Origin of the sequence: Polaribacter sp. MED152, from assembly GCF_000152945.2 — a bacterium.
Taxonomy (GTDB): Bacteria; Bacteroidota; Bacteroidia; order Flavobacteriales; family Flavobacteriaceae; genus Polaribacter.
Map to the genome: position 1 here is coordinate 1,081,894 of NC_020830.1, position 18,680 is coordinate 1,100,573.

Consider the following 18,680-nt stretch of genomic DNA (forward strand, 5'->3'; position numbering starts at 1 on the left):
GACAACTTTTATACGTTAAATATGATTTTTACATTAAGGTTTCTTTAAATCTCTGTAAATCGTCTTTAAATGTCTTTGGATAGAAGTTGAGTTCTTTATTTGTTTTTGATAAATCAAACCCTGTTTTAATTGGTCTATTTGCAGTTTGATTTAATGTTGCAGTAGAAATTGATTTTATATAAGAATCATCTAAATTAAAAACTGCTGCAATTTGCTTTGCAATATCAAAAATACTTAACAATTCTGAAGATGAGATATTAAAAATACCTGTTGCATTCTTATCCATAGAAATTTTACAAGCCAAAGCTAAATCTTCTACATAGGTTGGGGTTCTATATTGATCATCTACAATAGTTATTTCTCTTTTGTTTTCTAGAGACTCTTTAACCCAAAGCACAATATTACTTCTGCTCATATCAAACACTTTACCATACACCAAAATGGTTCTTAAAATGGTATAATTAATGTTCGATTTTTCTAAAACCTGTTCTGACTTTAATTTAGACAAGCCATAATAGCTTAATGGATTAGGTTCATCTATTTCTTTATACCAACCTTTTTTACCATCAAAAATAAAATCTGTAGAAATATGAATTAAATGCGCACTTAATTCTTGACAAATAACTGCCAACCACCCTACAACCTCAACATTTAAAATATCACATTTTGCTTTATCATTTTCACACGCATCAACTTGAGTCATTGCAGCTGTATTTATGATATAATCTGGCTTAATTTTTAGTAGTTCTTCAGTAAGCTGACTTTTATTGGTAATATCTATTGAAATGTATTGAAAATCATTTCTACCACTTCTATTCACTCCTCTAGAAAAACCATAAACATCATATTTATCATTCTCCTTCAGCAATAAATTTAAAAGAGATTGACCCAATAAACCATTACTGCCTGTTATTACAATTTTAATCATTTAAAACAATTCTCTTAATTTCATTATTTGTTCTGGCCTACCTAAAACAATTAGGTGAGCACTATCAACCAAAACAGTAGATGCTTCTGGGTTTATCACATAATCTTTATCTGGATTTCTAAAACCAATTACTGTACACCCTGTTTGCCTTCTTAAATCTAAATCTAATATTGTTTTACCTCTATATTTTTGTGGCAAATCATCTACAATAATCTCTTCTAAATTAGCAGTTGTTTCGCCTTCAATTGTTAATCGATCTACAAACTCTATTACATCTGGAGTAGTTACTAAAGAAGCCATATGATCTCCTCCTAATTTATCTGGCATAATTACATTATCTGCACCTGCAATTTTAAGTTTACTATAAGAACTTTCATTCGATGCTCTACTAATAATTTTCATTTGACTATTTAATTGCCTTGCACTCAGCACCACAAATAAATTATTTGCATCTGAAGGTAAAGCCGTAATTAAATTATCTGCTTCTAAAATACCAGCTGCTATTAAAGTTTCATCTAAAGTAGCATCACCTTGAATACATAAATGCCCAGCAGCTTCAATTTCTTCAACAAGTTCTTTGTTTCTTTCGACTACAACAAATTCTTTATTGTAATTCATCAATTTTACAATGGCTTGTCTTCCATTTCTTCCATAACCACAAACAATTGAATGTCCTGTTAATTTCGTTATTTTTTTCTCCACTGTTCTATGTTTAAAATAATCAAATAACTTACCACTTACCAAATATTCAGAAAAAGTAGATACTGCATAACCTAAAATAAAAATACTTGTTAAAATTAAGAAAATGGTAAATATTTTATCTTGAGGTGTAAAAGGTTTAACCTCACTAAAACCAACTGTTGTTACAGTTATTACAGTCATATACAATGCGTCTACAAAAGAATATTTAGACAAAACCATATAACCAATAGTTCCTGTACCTAAAACAGATAATATTAGAAAAACAATTCTATTGATTTTTGAATCTAAAACACGCATAATTATAAATCGAATACAGAGCTTCTTTTTGTATAAATTAAATCTTTTAATTTCATTGCAAAAGCAAAGGTTAGATAAAACCCAAAAGATAAACCTACAGTAAAAAACGTAACATAGATAAAATAGATACGTACGTTTTTAGCACGCATTCCTAATCTATCTGCTAATCTTTGAAAAAAACCAAAACCATGTCTTTCAAAAAAATGACGAATTGTATGTATAAACTTGTTGTTTTTCATTTTAATGCAAGATAACAATTCTAATGATTTTTGTTCTTCAGTTTTAAATTAAAAATGCTTAGGAATCCTTAACTTTGTTGTTTTGCAAAAAACACCTTATTTGAAAGATCAAGAATACATAGAAGTTTACGGAGCAAGAGCACATAATTTAAAAAATATTGATGTAAAAATTCCTAGAGAAAAACTGGTTGTAATAACTGGTTTAAGTGGTAGTGGAAAATCATCTTTAGCTTTCGATACAATTTATGCTGAAGGTCAAAGACGTTACATAGAAACGTTTTCTGCTTATGCACGTCAATTTTTGGGAGGTTTAGAAAGACCTGATGTAGATAAAATTGATGGCCTATCTCCAGTAATTTCTATAGAACAAAAAACAACAAATAAAAGTCCAAGATCTACTGTTGGTACCATTACAGAAATTTACGATTTTTTAAGACTTCTTTTTGCAAGGGCAGCAGATGCCTACTCTTACAACACTGGAGAAAAAATGGTAAGTTATTCTGATGAGCAAATTAAGCAATTAATTACTACTGATTTCGCCAACAAAAAAATTGCAGTTTTAGCGCCATTAATTAAATCTAGAAAAGGGCATTATAGAGAACTTTTTGAGCAAATATCTAAACAAGGCTTTGTTAGAGTAAGAGTTGATGGTGAAATTAGAGAAATAGAAAAAGGCATGCGTTTAGACAGGTACAAAACGCATGATATAGAAGTAGTAATCGATCGTCTTTTGGTGAATGAAAAATCAGAAAAAAGACTAGAAGAAACCATAAAAACAGCATTGTATTCGGGTAATAATATAATGATGGTTATTGATGTTGATGATGAAAAACCTCGTTATTTTAGTAGAGAATTAATGTGCCCAACAACAGGAATTGCATATCCAAATCCTGAACCAAATACATTCTCATTTAACTCACCTAAAGGTGCTTGTGCTACTTGTAATGGCCTAGGCACAACTCAAGAAATTAATCTTAAAAAAGTAATTCCTGATGATAATATTTCTATTAAAAAAGGTGGTATAGCTCCTTTAGGAGAACAAAAAAGCAGCTGGATTTTTAAGCAAATTCAAAATATTGCAGAACGTTATCAATTTAAATTAACAGATGCCATTAAAGATATTCCTGAAGACGCTTTAAACATTATTTTAAATGGTGGCAATGAATCTTTTAATATAGAATCTAAAGTTGCTGGAGTTACCAGAAATTATAAGATTGATTTTGAAGGCATTATTTCATTCATAGATAATCAGTACAATAATGCTGAAAGCACCTCTATAAAACGTTGGGCAAAGGGTTTTATGGATGAAGTTACCTGTAAAACTTGCGAAGGCAAACGTTTAAAAAAAGAAGCGCTACATTTTAAAATTACTGATAAAAACATTAGTGATTTAGCCCAATTGGATGTTACAGAATTGGCTAAATTATTTGAAAATATAGAACAATTTCTTTCCGAAAAACAAAACACAATTGCATCAGAAATACTAAAAGAAATAAGAACTCGAATTCAGTTTTTATTAGATGTTGGTTTAGATTATTTAACTTTAGACAGAACATCTAAATCACTTTCTGGTGGTGAAGCACAAAGAATAAGATTAGCTACCCAAATTGGTTCACAATTGGTAGGTGTACTCTATATTTTAGATGAACCAAGTATTGGTTTACATCAAAGAGACAATCAAAAACTAATAGACTCTCTTGTAAAATTAAGAGATGTTGGTAATTCTGTTTTGGTAGTTGAGCATGATGAGGATATGATGAAAAAAGCAGATTATGTTTTAGACATTGGGCCTGGTGCAGGAAAGCATGGAGGAGAAATTGTAAGTATTGGCACTTATGAAGACATCATAAAAAACGAAACATTAACCACAGATTATTTAACAGGCAGAAAAAAAATTGAGGTTCCTAAAAAACGTAGAGAAGGAAATGGAAAATCTATCACACTAAAAGGTGCTTCAGGTAACAATTTAAAAAATGTTTCTGTTGAGTTTCCTTTAGGGAAAATGATTTGTGTTACTGGAGTTTCTGGTAGTGGAAAATCGACTTTAATTAACGAAACCCTCTACCCTATATTAAATGCGCATATTTATAGAGGAGTTAAAAAACCTATGCCTTTCAAAAAAATTGAAGGCTTAGAACACGTAGATAAAGTAATTGATATAGATCAATCTCCAATTGGTAGAACACCAAGATCTAACCCAGCAACATACACAAAAACTTTTGATGAAGTTCGTAGCTTGTTTGCAAAAACTCCAGAAGCTGCCATTCGCGGTTACAAACCAGGTCGTTTTTCATTTAACGTAAAAGGTGGTAGATGCGAAACTTGTCAAGGAGGAGGAGTTAGAGTTATTGAAATGAACTTTTTACCTGATGTACAAGTTGAGTGTGAAACTTGTCAAGGAAAACGATTTAACAGAGAAACTTTAGAAATACGTTACAAAGGAAAATCAATTTCTGATGTTTTAGAAATGACCATAGAAGATGCTACAGATTTCTTTAAAAACATTCCTAAAATTCATAGAAAATTAAAAACAATAAAGGATGTTGGGCTAGGTTATATAACCCTTGGCCAACAATCAACAACACTTTCTGGTGGTGAAGCTCAGCGAATTAAGTTAGCATCAGAATTATCTAAAAGAGATACTGGAAACACTTTTTATATTCTTGATGAACCTACTACAGGATTACATTTTGAAGATATACGTGTTTTAATGGATGTGCTTAACAAACTAGCTGATAAAGGAAACACTGTACTTATTATAGAACATAATTTAGATGTAATTAAACTAGCAGATTACATTATTGATGTTGGTATGGAAGGTGGTAAAAAAGGTGGTAAAATTTTAACCAAAGGTACTCCAGAACAAGTTGCAAAACACAAAACAAGCTACACAGCTAAATTTTTAAAGAAGGAATTAAATTAAACTTTTAAATAAGCTTTAATTAACTAATTTAGCAAGCCTTAAAAAAAAAGACTTATGAATAACGACGATAGAAAAATAAGAGAAAAACTTCAACAAAAAACTTGGAACGAAATTAAAACCAATGACTCTTGGGCCATTTTTAAAATTATGGCTGAGTTTGTAGAAGGTTATGAACGTTTAAGTAAAATTGGGCCTTGCGTTTCCATTTTTGGATCTGCAAGAACAAAACCAGACCATCCTTATTATAAGTTAGCAGAAGAAATTGGTTTTCAATTAACGCAAGCTGGTTTTGGAGTGATTACAGGTGGAGGACCAGGAATTATGGAAGCTGGTAACAAAGGTGCCAATAGAGGTAAAGGTCTTTCTGTAGGTCTAAACATAGAATTGCCTTTCGAACAACATGATAATCCATGGATAGATCCTGGTAAAAGTTTAGATTTTGATTACTTCTTTGTTCGTAAAGTAATGTTTGTAAAATACTCTCAAGGTTTTGTAGTAATGCCTGGTGGATTTGGAACTATGGATGAACTTTTTGAGGCAATCACTTTAATACAAACTAAAAAAATAGGTCGTTTTCCTATTGTATTGGTTGGTTCTAAATTTTGGAGTGGCTTATTAGATTGGATCAAAGACACATTAATTACAGAAAAAAATATAGGATTAGAAGATTTGAGTTTGTTTAGAGTTGTAGATACAGCAGAGGAAGCTGTAGAGCACTTTAATAAATTCTATGCTAAATATAAGTTGAAACCAAACTTCTAAACCCATGTTTCTAAAGAAGCATCTGCTTGTTTTATTTGTTTGTTTTGCATCACTTTTAAACGGTCAAACAAACATTAAAGCCATGTTTTACAACACCTTAAACTATAATTCAGACACACAAAGTCAGGAACGTACTCCTTATCTAAAAACCATTTTAGATGATTTGCAACCAGACATTTTTATGATTTGTGAGTTAAAGAATGAAATAGCCTCAAACTATATGTTTGACAATGCTATTTTACCTTTTAATGCTAACTTTAAGAAGGCAGAATTTAAACCAAGTGAATCACCAGCAACAGGTCTTTTACAAATGATTTACTACAATTCTAACAAACTAGAATTAGAGTTTAATGAGGTAATTCCTACAGGTATCAGAGACATTAATCATTATACTTTTATTGTAAAAAGCGAAGATGACAATAATGAAAATGTAAGAATTGAAGTTTTTGTAACGCATCTTAAAGCCTCTAGAGGGTTTGATAATATGGAGAAAAGACTAAATTCTGTAGAAAATTTCACAAGAGAATTAGACAGATTACCTAAAGATAGTTTTGTGTTATTTGCTGGAGATTTTAACTTTTACACAAGCAACGAGCCTGGTTTTCAAAAAATTATTGACGAGAATAATTCGATTCAACTAATCGATCCTATAAATAGACTTTGCCCATCTTTTCCAAATGATGGTGTAGATTATTTTAATGAAAACAATTTCGACTCAACTTATTTCTGGAACAACGAATCTTTTGCTGATGTGCACTCTCAATCTACGAGAAATGGCCAAGTAAATGGCGATGGCTCTGGAGGTGGAATGGATGATAGGTTTGATTTTATAATGATGTCTAAAAATTTTACCACTAGCTCTACTCTTTCTTACAAACCTGATAGCTATAAAACAGTAGGCAACAACAGTAATTGTTACAATTCATTTGTCAGTAATTCAACTTGTACAGGCGAATTTTCTCAAAATCTAAGAAATGCATTGTACTTTTTTAGCGATCATTTGCCTATAACTTTAGAAATGGAATTTAATCCAAGTGCTTTAAGTGTAGAACGTAATGAAGGCGTTAGCTTTTTAAGCTCAAATATTGTCAAGAATAACCTTCAATTCAATGTATCTGAAAAAGTAAATCGAATTTTTATTTATAATCAACTTGGTCAGAAAATAATTCATTTAAAAAATGTAAATTCGAAAACTTTAAAAATTGATACTGAAACCCTTAAAAAAGGGGTCTATTACATTAAAATAGACAACTATAAAGTTCAGAAATTTATAAAAATTTAATTTGAAACAAGTTTTTAATATCTTATTTGGCATTTTCTTTTGCGTTGCATGTTTTTCGCAACAGAATGCTATTAAGATTAAAGCTTCTTTAAATCCACTTGAAAACCAAATACTTGTCCAGCAAGAAATACTTTTTTATAATAGTTCAGATTCAATTTTAAGTAATATTTACCTTCACAACTGGGCCAATAGTTTTAGAGATAGAAAAACTCCACTTTCTAAAAGGTTCATCAAAGACTACAACAAAAACTTATACTTTGCTCCTGCCTACAAATTAGGTTACAGCAACATTAAAAACTTAAGCGTAGACTTCGAAAACATCTTTTTTAAAGAGGTAGAAGATAGAGCAGATATTCTTAAAATAGAATTATCAAAACCTTTAAAACAGAATGATACTGTAAAAATTAACATCACTTACACGATTAAAATTCCAAGTGCAGAATTTACAGGTTATGGAAAAACAGAAAATGGTTATCATTTAAGATTTTGGTATATAACTCCAGCAGTTTATCATGAAGGTTGGGAACTTATGAGCAATTTAAATATTGATGATTTGTACGAAAAAGCAACAGATTTTGATATTCAAATGAGTGTACCTAAAGGTTATGTTTTAGAAAGTACTTTATACCAATACAAAACAGAAAAGGAACGTACAGACGATTATTATTTAATAGGCAAAAGCAAAACTGATGTTATTTTAAGTATTAATAAAAAGAAAATTTATACTGTATATAAAACAAATAACATTAATGTTTACACAGATATTTCTGATGATGATATCACACAAAAAGTATCTACAGAAATCTTAAACAAACAGTTAAAATTCATAGAAAAATTTTTAGGCAAATATCCTTACAATGAAATTTATATTGATAGAATTACACAGAGCAAAGACCCTGTTCACGGGTTGAGCCAATTACCAGATTTTTTAAGTCCATTTCCAGAAAATTTTAAATGGGATTTCACTTTATTTAAAGCCCTTAGTAGAAAATTTATTGAGAACACTTTACTGTTTAACAAGCGAAAAGATTACTGGTTTTTAGACGGTTTGCATAATTATTTAATGTTAGAATATATAGAGCAAACCTACCCAAACACAAAACTTTTAGGACGTTATTCAGATTATTGGTTTCTAAGATCTTTTAATTTATCTAAATTAGAGTTTAACGATAAATATCCTTTAGTATATCAATTTAGTTCAAGAAGGTTTTTAGATCAAGCACTTACAACATCAGCAGATTCTTTATCAAATTTTAATAGAAAAATAGCAAACAGATACAAAGCTGGTTTGGCTTTTAAATATTTAAAAGGTTATTTAGGAGATAGCTTATTGAACAGCAGTATTAAAGAATTTTATCAAGAAAACAGAAATACAATTGTTGCTAGTTCTGATTTTAAAAAATTGATAAAATCTAAAACAGACAAAGAAATAGATTGGTTTTTTGCCGATTTTATCCAAACAAATAAAAAGATAGATTACACCATTAAAGATGTACAAATTAAAGACGACAGTATAGCTGTTTCTATTAAAAATAAAAGAAATATTACCACACCTGTTTTATTATACGGTTTAAACGATCGTGAAATTAAATATAAAAAATGGGTAAATGATATTGACAAATTAGACACTGTAAATATTCCTAAAGAAGGCATAAATAAAGTGGCCTTAAACTATGAAAATTATTATCCAGAATTAAACACCTTTGACAACTGGAAAAGTCTCGAAAATAAAATCTTTAACAAACCATTAAAAATGAGTTTAATTAAAGATGTAAATGATTCTTACTATAATCAAGTTTTTTACCAACCAAGCTTTGGCTATAATTTTTATAATGGAATTATTCTTGGTGTAAAACTACACAACAAGGCTTTAATTAAACGTAATTTCGAATTTGCATTTAAACCTTCTTATGCTTTTAAAAGCAATAGTATAATTGGTTCTTTTTCTGGGGTATATAATCAATATTTCGAAAAAACCAAGATTTACAAAATTATGTATGGTATTTCTGGTGTAAATTTAGATTATGCACCTAACTTAAGTTACCAATCTTTGCTTCCTTTTGTGAATGTTATATTTAAAAGAAAAAGTTTACGAGATGCAACATCAGAATCGATTAGAGCAAAATTAGTGCATATTGATAAAGAAATTCCTGAAGGACAAATTAGAACAAACGAAGATAATTACAGTGTTTTTAGTTTGCGTTACAATTATGTAAATCCAGATATTATAAAAGAATTTAGATATGATTTTGGTTTAGAAGTAGCAGCAAAATTCTCTAAATTAACTGCAGATATTAGGTACAGAACTTTGTCATCATCAGACACACAACTAGACTTTAGAGTCTTTGTGGGTGCTTTCTTAAAAAACAATTCAACTGGAGATTACTTTAGTTTTGGTTTAGACAGAGCTAATGACTACTTGTTTCAGTTGAACTACTTTGGTAGATCTGAAGATACAGGAATTTTTAGTCAGCAATTTATCATTGCAGAGGGTGGTTTTAAATCTGTATTACCAGTTAGGTTTGCCAATCAATACATGATGGCTTTCAACTCGAGTTTTGGTATTTGGAAATGGGTTGAATTTTATAACGATGTAGCCTTTTTAAAAAACAGAGACAATCCCTTATATTTTGGTTACAATAATGGTATCCGTTTGAACTTTATACATAATATTTTGGAAGTTTATTTTCCTATCTACTCTAACAATGGCTGGGAAATTAGTCAAGAAGCCTATCCTCAAAAAATTAGGTTTACACTTACAGCCAACGTAAACCAGATTTACAATTTCTTTAGAAGAGGATTCCTATAATAACAAACAAAAGAGGTTTAATTGTATAATTCTCAACAAAACCTAGTTTTATCTCGTCCATTTTAACATATTCTTAACCAAATCAAATATTTTTAAATATCAACTAAAAAAACTATCTTTGCATTCGTAAAAAACTAAAAATATATGTCAACTAAAACTGCTACACAGAGTTCTCAAGAAATTTCTTTCAGTGATTTTAAAAAAGAAGTATTGCAAGATTATAAAATTGCAAAAATTAGTAGAGAATGTAGTTTGTTAGGAAGACGTGAAGTACTTACAGGTAAAGCTAAGTTTGGAATTTTTGGAGATGGTAAAGAAGTACCACAATTAGCCATGGCTAAGGCTTTTCAAAAAGGAGATTTTAGATCTGGTTACTACAGAGATCAAACTTTTATGATGTCGATTGGTGAGTTAAGTGCTCAGCAATTTTTTGCAGGTTTATATGCACATACAGATATTGAAGCAGACCCAATGTCTGCAGGTCGACAAATGGGTGGGCATTTTGCAACACACAGTCTGCAAGAAGATGGTAGCTGGAAAAACCTTACGCAACAATACAATTCAAGTTCAGATATTTCTCCAACTGCAGGCCAAATGCCTCGTTTATTAGGTTTAGCACAAGCCTCTAAAGTTTATAGAAATGAAAAAAGTGTAGCTCATAATACTAATTTTTCAAATAAAGGAAATGAAGTTGCTTGGGGTACAATTGGTAATGCAAGTACAAGTGAAGGTTTATTTTTTGAAACGATTAATGCTGCTGGTGTTTTGCAAGTACCAATGGTTATGAATGTTTGGGATGATGAATATGGTATTTCTGTACACGCAAAACATCAAACTACGAAAGAAAGTATTTCTGAAATTTTAAAAGGATTTCAGAGAGATGAGAAAAATAAAGGTTATGAACTTTTTGTTGTAAATGGTTGGGATTATGTTCAATTGATGGATGTATATCAAAAAGCCTCTAAAATTGCAAGAGAAGAACATGTACCAGTATTAATTCATGTAAAAGAATTAACACAACCACAAGGTCATTCAACCTCTGGTTCTCATGAACGTTACAAAGATCAAGACCGTTTAAAATGGGAAAAGGATCATGACTGTTTAACTAAAATGCGCGAATGGATTTTAGATTTTGAACTAGAAACAGAAACTGGAGAAACATTACGTTTTGTAGAAGGTGAAGAAGAATTAATCATTCTAGAAAAAGAAGCTAAAAAAGAGGTTACCAATGCAAAAAGAAATGCATGGAATGCCTTTTTAAATGAAATAAAATCAGAACTTTTAGAAGTTTCAGACATACTAAAAAGAGTAGCTGCAAAAAGTGTTAATGAAAACTTTATCAACAAGTACATTAACGATTTAAATGCAATTACAGAACCAACTAGAAAAGATGTTTTATCTGTAGCTAGAAAATGTTTATGGTATGTTAGAGATGAAGATATTGCTGCTAAAATAGAATTGCAAAACTTTATTAAAGATGCATTAACTCAAGCTCATGATAAATATTCATCTCACTTATTAAGTGAAACAGAAGCAAGTGCTTTAAAAGTTTTAGAAGAAGCACCAACGTATGCTCAAGAACAAAATCTAGTAGATGCTAGAATTGTTATGAGAGACAATTTTGATGCCATTTTAACCAAGCACAAAGATGTTCTAATCTTTGGTGAAGATGCAGGTTTTATTGGTGATGTTAATCAAGGTTTAGAAGGTTTACAGGAAAAATTTGGAGACATTAGGATTTCTGATACAGGAATTAGAGAAGCTACCATTTTAGGCCAAGGAATTGGTTTGGCAATGAGAGGTTTAAGGCCAATTGCCGAAATTCAATATTTAGATTACCTTTTGTATGCACTTCAAATAATGAGTGATGATTTGGCTACTTTACGTTATAGAACATATGGTAAGCAAAAGGCACCATTAATTATAAGAACAAGAGGTCATAGGCTAGAAGGTATTTGGCATGCAGGTTCACCTATGGGTGCTATTATTAATAGCTTGAGGGGTATTCATGTTTTAGTACCAAGAAATATGACTAAAGCTGCAGGATTTTACAACACACTTTTAGAAGGTGATGATCCTGCTTTAGTAATAGAATGTTTAAATGGTTATCGATTAAAAGAAGAGCTACCAACAAACTTAGGAGATTTTAAAACTAAAATCGGAGTTGTGGAAACCATTAAAGAAGGTAAGGATATTACAGTAGTATCTTATGGTTCAACTTTAAGAATTGTAGAAGATGCAGCTAAAGATTTAGCACAAGTTGGTATAGATATCGAAATTATAGATGCACAAAGTTTATTACCTTTCGATTTAAATCACGATTGTGTAAAAAGCCTTGCAAAAACTAATAAATTATTAGTGGTTGATGAAGATGTACCTGGAGGAGCTTCAGCATATATTTTACAAGAAATTTTAGAAACACAAAATGGATACCAATATTTAGATAGTAAACCTGCTACATTGTCTGCAAAAGCGCATAGACCAGCTTATGGTACAGATGGTGATTACTTTTCTAAACCATCTTCAGAAGATATTTTTGAAAAAATTTATGCTATTATGCATGAGTTTAATCCTAATAAATTCAAGAGTTTATATTAAGCTTTCAATTATAAAAGAAATCCCAATCAGCAATGATTGGGATTTTTATTTTAACAGAATCTATATTCCATTTCTTTTTAGTTTTTCTTAATTTAGAAAACTTAAATTCAAACTAAACTTTCATGAGAAAACTACTACTATTTTCTTTGATTTTAACCTTCTCTTTTCAAACTGAAGTTATTGCTCAAAAAAAGAAATCAAGAAAAAAACAAACTGAACAAGTTGCTCCAAAACCGAAAAAGAATAAAAAACCAAAATATTCAGATTTTGTAAAATCAAGCACAAAAACCGATGATGGTTTATTTAAAGTACATAACAACAATGGAAAATTTATGTACGAAATTCCAAAAACTCATTTTGGAAAAGAAATGTTATTGGTTACCAGAATTAAAGATATTCCTGCAGGTTTAGGTGGTGGTTATGTAAACGCTGGTTCAAAAATAAATACACAAGTTGTAGTTTGGGAAAAATTCCAAAACAAAATTTTATTAAAAGTAAAGTCTTATAATGCAGTTGCAAATGACTCTTTACCCATTTACAAATCTGTAAAAGCTAACAATTTAGAACCTATAATTTATGCATTTGACGTTAAAACAGAAAATACAGATTCTACATCAGTTTTAGTAGATATAACTAAGTTCTTTACTTCAGATATTAAAGCAATTTCTGCTTTACCTGCAAGATATAGAAGAACGTATAAAGTGAGAAGATTAGATGCGTCTAGAAGTTTTATCAACTCAATTAAAAGTTACCCAAACAATATAGAAGTAGTGCAAGATTTTACTTTTGATGCAGATGCACCTCCTAGCAATTCTAGAACGAATACTATTACAATTCGTGTAAATCAATCTATGATTGTTTTACCAGAAGATAAAATGATGCCTAGAATTTACGATAAACGAGTTGGATATTTTTCTATTGGAAATGTAGATTACAGCTCTGAAGCTTTAAAAGCAGATTCCAAAAGATATATTAGAAGATGGAGGCTTGAGCCAAAAGATATTGACGCTTATAATCGTGGAGAATTGGTAGAGCCAATTAAACCTATTGTATATTATTTAGATCCTGCAACTCCAGATAAATTAAAGAAATTTATTAAGCAGGGTGTAGACGATTGGCAAAAAGTTTTTGAAACAGCTGGGTTTAAAAATGCAATTATGGCTAAGTATGCACCAACTAAAGAAGAAGATCCAGAATTTAGTATGGAAGATGTTCGTTATTCATCTATTAGATATGTTGCCAGTACAACTAGAAACGCAACAGGGCCAAGTGTTTCTGACCCAAGAACAGGAGAAATTTTAGAGAGCGATATTATTTGGTATCACAACCATTTACGCTCATATAGAAATAGATATTTATTAGAAACTGGGGCTGCAAACCCTTCTGCAAGAACTTTAGATACACCTGAAGAAGAAATTGGTGAAATGATGCGTATGGTAATTTCACACGAAGTTGGTCATGCACTTGGGTTACCTCATAATATGGCAGCTAGTTATGCATACCCTGTAGATTCTTTACGTTCTGGAAAATTCACACAGAAAATGGGAATTGCTGCTACAATTATGGATTATGCTCGTTATAATTATGTAGCACAACCTGGAGATGAAAACATTAGATTTATTCGTCAATTAGGACCTTATGATCATTATGCCATCAATTGGGGGTATCGTAAACTTTCTTGGGCTAAAAACCCAGAAGATGAAGTTAAAACTTTAGATAAATGGATTGAAAGTAAAGCTAACGATCCTATTTACAGGTTTGGTGGTCAACGTTTTGACCCATCAGCACAAACAGAAGGTATAGGAAATGATCAAGTAAAGGCATCTACTTATGGTATAAAAAACCTTAAAATAGTTGCTAATAATCTACCTGCTTGGACCTCAAATCAAACCAATAACTATGAAGATTTATCAGAATTGTATGGTGAATTACTGGGTGTTTGGAGCAGATATGTAGGGCATGTTTCTGGAAATATTGGAGGAATTTATGAATACAATAAAAAACCAACCCAGAATGGTTTTGTATACAAATCGGTTTCTAAAGAAAAACAAAAAGAAGCCATGGTTTGGTTGCAAGAAAATGCATTTCAAACGCAAGATTGGCTGCTAGATGATAAAATCTTAGCAAACATTGATGAGAGTGGTTATACCAACAGAATGTTACGTTTACAAAACAGGCAGCTAAATGGTTTATTAAACAAATCAAAATTAGAAAGAATGATTGATGCTTCTGTTATTGAACCTACAACATACCAAGCGATTGACATGATTAGAGATTTAAGAAACGGAATTTTTAAAGAAGCAAATTATACAAGAAATGTAGATGTGTTTAGACGTAATTTACAGAAATCGTTTATTGACAGAATGAGCTACTTACTTAACTCTAAAAACGCACAACATGCAGATATTAATTCTATTGTTAGAGGTGAATTAGAATCACTAAACTTTCAATTAACACTTGCAAAAAACAGAAAGGTGAATAGAATTACCAGATACCATTATAGAGATTGTATAGCAAAAATTAAGGAAGCTTTAAATCCTAATTAAGCATTAACTTCTTAACAAATTATTACCTATTGCACAGTTTAAGCATTGCTTTTCTGTGCAATAGTTGTTTTTAAGCTGCAGTAATGCCTGACTTTCCATAGCATTTTTAGCAGTTATTCCTAAATCAGAAAACTTATAAATGATATTATTCTTCTCAGACGATACTTGTTGAATTAAACTTAAAAAAGTTTCCTCATTAACCTCTCCTCTATTTTTTAAATAAACAAATTGTAAAGGAACAATCGTATTTATTAAAATTAAATCGATAAAAGACTTGGTTAGTTTCTTAGCTGATTTTTTTGATGAAGTTTCAAAAGTATAATGCACTTTCCAAAAATCATCTAAATTGAAAGAGAACAATTTGTAAAAATCTTCTTTTTTATCAATATTCATTAGCTTAGAAAATAAATTCTGATGTTCAGAAAATAAGGCTGCCAATTGTGCAATTCTGATTGTTGGAAAATTTGAAGGCCTCATTCTAAAAAATTGGAAAATATTACTGGTCTTAGGTGTTAATTGAAATTTGTGTTTTAGATAATTAAATTCTACTACTAAAGATTGGTAATATTCATTTTCAATATCTTTAGTTAAAAATCCTGCCATTCCAAAAAACAAAGCAGTAAGACTTTTTTTATTATGTGCCACTTTTCGAATTATGGAAAAATGAACAGATTTTGCCAAATCTAAAAAAGCTTCACCATTAATTTTAAGACCAAAGTTTTTAGCTATTAATTGAAATAATACTGCTTCATAATCAAATTTAAGATCAATTAATAACGCTTCTATTCCAATTGCCTTTTGCTCTAACCTTTCAAAATACAAACGCTCCAGCCAATTTTTTACTAAAAAAGAATCAAGTGTTTGCAATTGACTTTCACAAGGAATCCAATACTTGTTCGTATAAAGTAAATTATTATAATTCTTCAATACTGAATTGGCAACATAATCTTTAAGTGCTAATGTAGCTAATGGTGCATTATTTTGAGTATATATAATCGCATCATTTTCCCAAACCACATGTAAAATAACTGCATCATAATTAGCATCTGTTTCATGTTTATGCAAATACCAATCTGAAGCTTTTACAAGCATTTCCACATTACCAGCCCACAATTGACTATCAATAATTAATTGAGCATTTAAAAAATCTGGACCTTCATTTTTATTTAAAGTTCCTGCCTTTTTTATCTCAATTAATTCATTTTGTGCTGTGTATAATTTAGAGTTAGAGAAAAGTTTGTATTGCCAAACGTAATACAAGAATTCTTCTTTCATCGCTTTTTATTTTCAATGTACAAAAAATTTATAAGCTCATAAATTTAAGCAATGATTATAGCAAAACGTATTGCGTTTTATGCACTATTTTTGCAGTCTAAATAAAAAAGATGAACACAATAGAAAGTTTAAATTGGAGATATGCTGTTAAGAAATTTAATAAAGAAAAATTTCTTAGCCAAAAGCAAATAAACCTTCTTAAAGAAGCTTTTAACCTAACAGCTACCTCTTATGGCTTGCAGCCTTTAAAGCTTTTGGTCATAAAAAATAAAGAAATTCAAAAAGAATTGGTTGCGCATTCATGGAATCAACCACAAGTTTTAGAAGCCTCTCACCTATTGGTAATTTGTATTCCTACTAATTTTTCGAAAAATGAGGTTGAAGGCTATTTTAATTTAGTTCAAGAAGTTAGAAATACACCTATTGAAATTATAAAACCATTTAAAGAATTCTTAACAGCAGAGATTGATAAAAAATCGCAAGAAGAATTATTAAGCTGGAACAAAAATCAAGCTTATTTAGCCTTAGGTAATTTACTTACAGTTTGTGCTTTAGAAAAAATTGATGCTTGCCCAATGGAAGGTTTTATACCCGAAAAATATGATGAAGTTTTAGGCTTACATGAAAAAAACTTAACATCAACCTTAGCGTTACCAGTTGGTTTTAGAGCAGATGATGATTATATGAAAGACCTTAAAAAGGTGAGAAAAAATACTGATGATGTTGTCATAGAATTTAACTAAAATAGCTAGCCTTCTTTATAAAGAAGGCTTTTTTTTGGCCCGTAAAAAGCGTATTTTTGAGGTCTAAAAATAGAAACATCTTTATGAACCAAGATATCAGAAATATAGCACCAGAAATAGTATGGAATCACTTTGCAGATTTAAATGCAGTACCAAGACCTTCTAAAAAAGAGGAACGAGTAATACAGTTTATGGTAGATTTTGGTAAAAGTTTACAACTTGAAACCTCCGTAGATAAAGTTGGTAATATTATTATTAAAAAACCAGCTACTTCTGGCATGGAAGATAGAAAAGCTATTGTAATGCAAGGTCATGTAGACATGGTACATCAAAAAAATGCAGACACTAATTTTGACTTTGAAAAAGAAGGTATTAAAATGTTTGTTGATGGTGATTGGGTAAAAGCTCAAGGAACCACTTTAGGTGCAGATAATGGTTTAGGAGTTGCAGCAATTATGGCTGTCTTATCATCTACTGATATTGCACACCCTGCAATTGAAGCGCTTTTTACTATTGATGAAGAAACTGGGATGACAGGTGCAATGGGTTTAGAGGCCAATGTTTTAAAAGGTGAAATTTTATTGAATTTAGATACTGAAGAAGATGATGAAATTGGTATTGGTTGTGCAGGTGGTGTAGATGTTACAGCAACTGGTAATTATACTTTAGAGCCAATACCAGAAAATACTAAAGCATTTAAAATTGAAGTAACTGGCTTAAATGGTGGTCATTCAGGCATGGATATTATTAAAGGCTTAGGTAATGCCAATAAAATAATGAATCGATTATTTTTTGATGGGTATGAAAAATATGGATTACGAATTGCTAAATTAAATGGGGGTAGCTTACGTAATGCAATTCCTAGAGAAAGTTTTGCAACTATAGTAATTGACAAGGCATCAGAAAAATCATTTTTAGAGGAAAGCAAAGAATTGATTGCTAAAATTAAAAATGAGTATGCATCGTTAGAAGAAAGCTTGAGCATCGATATTTTAGAAACTGAAATGCCAGAGAATATTATGGATGTTCTTTCTCAAAGCAACTTGGTTAAAGCAACTTACGCTACTTTAAACGGAGTATATAGAATGAGTCCTGATGTTGAAGGATTAGTGGAAACTTCTAATAATGTCGCTAAAATTACAGTAGAGAATGGCGAAATTAAAATTTTATGCCTAACAAGATCCTCTTCAGAAAGTAATAAATGGGACTTAGCCAACGCTATAAGATCTGCCTTTGAACTTGCAGGTTTTACAGTAGATTTTTCAGGTTCATATCCTGGTTGGTTACCAAACATGAAATCATCAATTTTAAAAGTGGTTGAGAGTACATATAAAAAACTATTTAATGAACAACCAAACGTAGCTGCCTGTCATGCAGGTTTAGAATGCGGAATTTTAGGTAAAAATTACCCAGAAATGGAAATGATTTCATTTGGACCAAATATAAAAGGAGCTCATTCTCCAGATGAAAGAGCACAAATTTCATCAACACAAAAGTTTTGGAAATTGTTAATTGAAGTTTTAAAAAACATACCTAAAAAAGGCTAATTTAAAATAGTCTTGTGCTAAAATTAGGT

At 30.4% G+C, this 18,680-nt stretch carries 12 protein-coding genes; 8 read left to right on the forward strand and 4 right to left on the reverse strand.

Going from position 1 to position 18,680, the window contains the following annotated elements; genetic code table 11:
- Positions 1 to 28: 28 nt before the first annotated feature.
- From MED152_RS04860 to MED152_RS04870, 3 genes are read right to left on the reverse strand one after another with little or no spacing between them, the layout of a single operon-like run.
- Positions 29 to 928 (reverse strand): SDR family oxidoreductase, encoded by a 900-nt coding sequence (locus MED152_RS04860; RefSeq protein ID WP_015480743.1) that lies wholly within the window; start codon positions 926 to 928, stop codon positions 29 to 31.
- Entirely contained in the window at positions 929 to 1,927 is a 999-nt protein-coding gene (locus MED152_RS04865) for a TrkA family potassium uptake protein (protein WP_015480744.1), read from the reverse strand.
- Between the two features lie 2 nt (positions 1,928 to 1,929).
- The gene (locus tag MED152_RS04870; protein ID WP_015480745.1) at positions 1,930 to 2,166 is read right to left on the reverse strand and encodes a PspC family transcriptional regulator; all 237 of its coding nucleotides are present in this window, start codon (positions 2,164 to 2,166) and stop codon (positions 1,930 to 1,932) included.
- A 100-nt stretch (positions 2,167 to 2,266) separates the two neighbouring features.
- Between MED152_RS04870 and uvrA the strand changes: the two genes are divergently transcribed.
- From uvrA to MED152_RS04900, 6 genes are all read left to right on the forward strand, one after another.
- Positions 2,267 to 5,089, forward strand: coding sequence for an excinuclease ABC subunit UvrA (gene uvrA, locus MED152_RS04875; protein WP_015480746.1), 2,823 nt, complete (start codon positions 2,267 to 2,269; stop codon positions 5,087 to 5,089).
- A 54-nt stretch (positions 5,090 to 5,143) separates the two neighbouring features.
- Entirely contained in the window at positions 5,144 to 5,851 is a 708-nt protein-coding gene (locus tag MED152_RS04880) for a TIGR00730 family Rossman fold protein (RefSeq protein ID WP_015480747.1), read from the forward strand.
- 4 nt (positions 5,852 to 5,855) lie between these two features.
- A complete protein-coding gene (locus MED152_RS04885; protein WP_148284797.1) occupies positions 5,856 to 7,133 on the forward strand; it encodes a T9SS type A sorting domain-containing protein in 1,278 nt (425 codons plus the stop codon).
- Between the two features lies 1 nt (position 7,134).
- Entirely contained in the window at positions 7,135 to 9,942 is a 2,808-nt protein-coding gene (locus MED152_RS04890) for an aminopeptidase (protein ID WP_015480749.1), read from the forward strand.
- Positions 9,943 to 10,086: 144 nt separating this feature from the next.
- The gene (locus MED152_RS04895; RefSeq protein WP_015480750.1) at positions 10,087 to 12,540 is read left to right on the forward strand and encodes a thiamine pyrophosphate-dependent enzyme; all 2,454 of its coding nucleotides are present in this window, start codon (positions 10,087 to 10,089) and stop codon (positions 12,538 to 12,540) included.
- A 122-nt stretch (positions 12,541 to 12,662) separates the two neighbouring features.
- Positions 12,663 to 15,086 (forward strand): zinc-dependent metalloprotease, encoded by a 2,424-nt coding sequence (locus tag MED152_RS04900; RefSeq protein ID WP_015480751.1) that lies wholly within the window; start codon positions 12,663 to 12,665, stop codon positions 15,084 to 15,086.
- A gap of 3 nt (positions 15,087 to 15,089) precedes the next feature.
- Here the strand turns inward: MED152_RS04900 and MED152_RS04905 are convergent, their stop codons facing one another.
- Positions 15,090 to 16,361 (reverse strand): DUF2851 family protein, encoded by a 1,272-nt coding sequence (locus MED152_RS04905; RefSeq protein ID WP_015480752.1) that lies wholly within the window; start codon positions 16,359 to 16,361, stop codon positions 15,090 to 15,092.
- Between the two features lie 110 nt (positions 16,362 to 16,471).
- On the opposite strand from MED152_RS04905, the gene MED152_RS04910 reads away from it, so the two are divergent.
- Both MED152_RS04910 and MED152_RS04915 read left to right on the forward strand, forming a co-directional pair.
- Positions 16,472 to 17,104 (forward strand): NAD(P)H-dependent oxidoreductase, encoded by a 633-nt coding sequence (locus MED152_RS04910; protein WP_015480753.1) that lies wholly within the window; start codon positions 16,472 to 16,474, stop codon positions 17,102 to 17,104.
- Between the two features lie 83 nt (positions 17,105 to 17,187).
- Positions 17,188 to 18,651: an aminoacyl-histidine dipeptidase gene (locus MED152_RS04915; protein WP_015480754.1), complete on the forward strand. Its 1,464-nt coding sequence runs from the start codon at positions 17,188 to 17,190 to the stop codon at positions 18,649 to 18,651.
- Positions 18,652 to 18,680 lie beyond the last annotated feature (29 nt).

Coding starts and splice junctions, on each gene's coding strand:
- MED152_RS04860 (WP_015480743.1), bottom strand. CDS start 928: ATGATTAAAATTGTAATAACAGGCAGTAATGGTTTATTGGGTCAATCT.
- MED152_RS04865 (WP_015480744.1), bottom strand. CDS start 1,927: ATGCGTGTTTTAGATTCAAAAATCAATAGAATTGTTTTTCTAATATTA.
- MED152_RS04870 (WP_015480745.1), bottom strand. CDS start 2,166: ATGAAAAACAACAAGTTTATACATACAATTCGTCATTTTTTTGAAAGA.
- MED152_RS04880 (WP_015480747.1), top strand. CDS start 5,144: ATGAATAACGACGATAGAAAAATAAGAGAAAAACTTCAACAAAAAACT.
- MED152_RS04885 (WP_148284797.1), top strand. CDS start 5,856: ATGTTTCTAAAGAAGCATCTGCTTGTTTTATTTGTTTGTTTTGCATCA.
- MED152_RS04895 (WP_015480750.1), top strand. CDS start 10,087: ATGTCAACTAAAACTGCTACACAGAGTTCTCAAGAAATTTCTTTCAGT.
- MED152_RS04900 (WP_015480751.1), top strand. CDS start 12,663: ATGAGAAAACTACTACTATTTTCTTTGATTTTAACCTTCTCTTTTCAA.
- MED152_RS04905 (WP_015480752.1), bottom strand. CDS start 16,361: ATGAAAGAAGAATTCTTGTATTACGTTTGGCAATACAAACTTTTCTCT.
- MED152_RS04910 (WP_015480753.1), top strand. CDS start 16,472: ATGAACACAATAGAAAGTTTAAATTGGAGATATGCTGTTAAGAAATTT.
- MED152_RS04915 (WP_015480754.1), top strand. CDS start 17,188: ATGAACCAAGATATCAGAAATATAGCACCAGAAATAGTATGGAATCAC.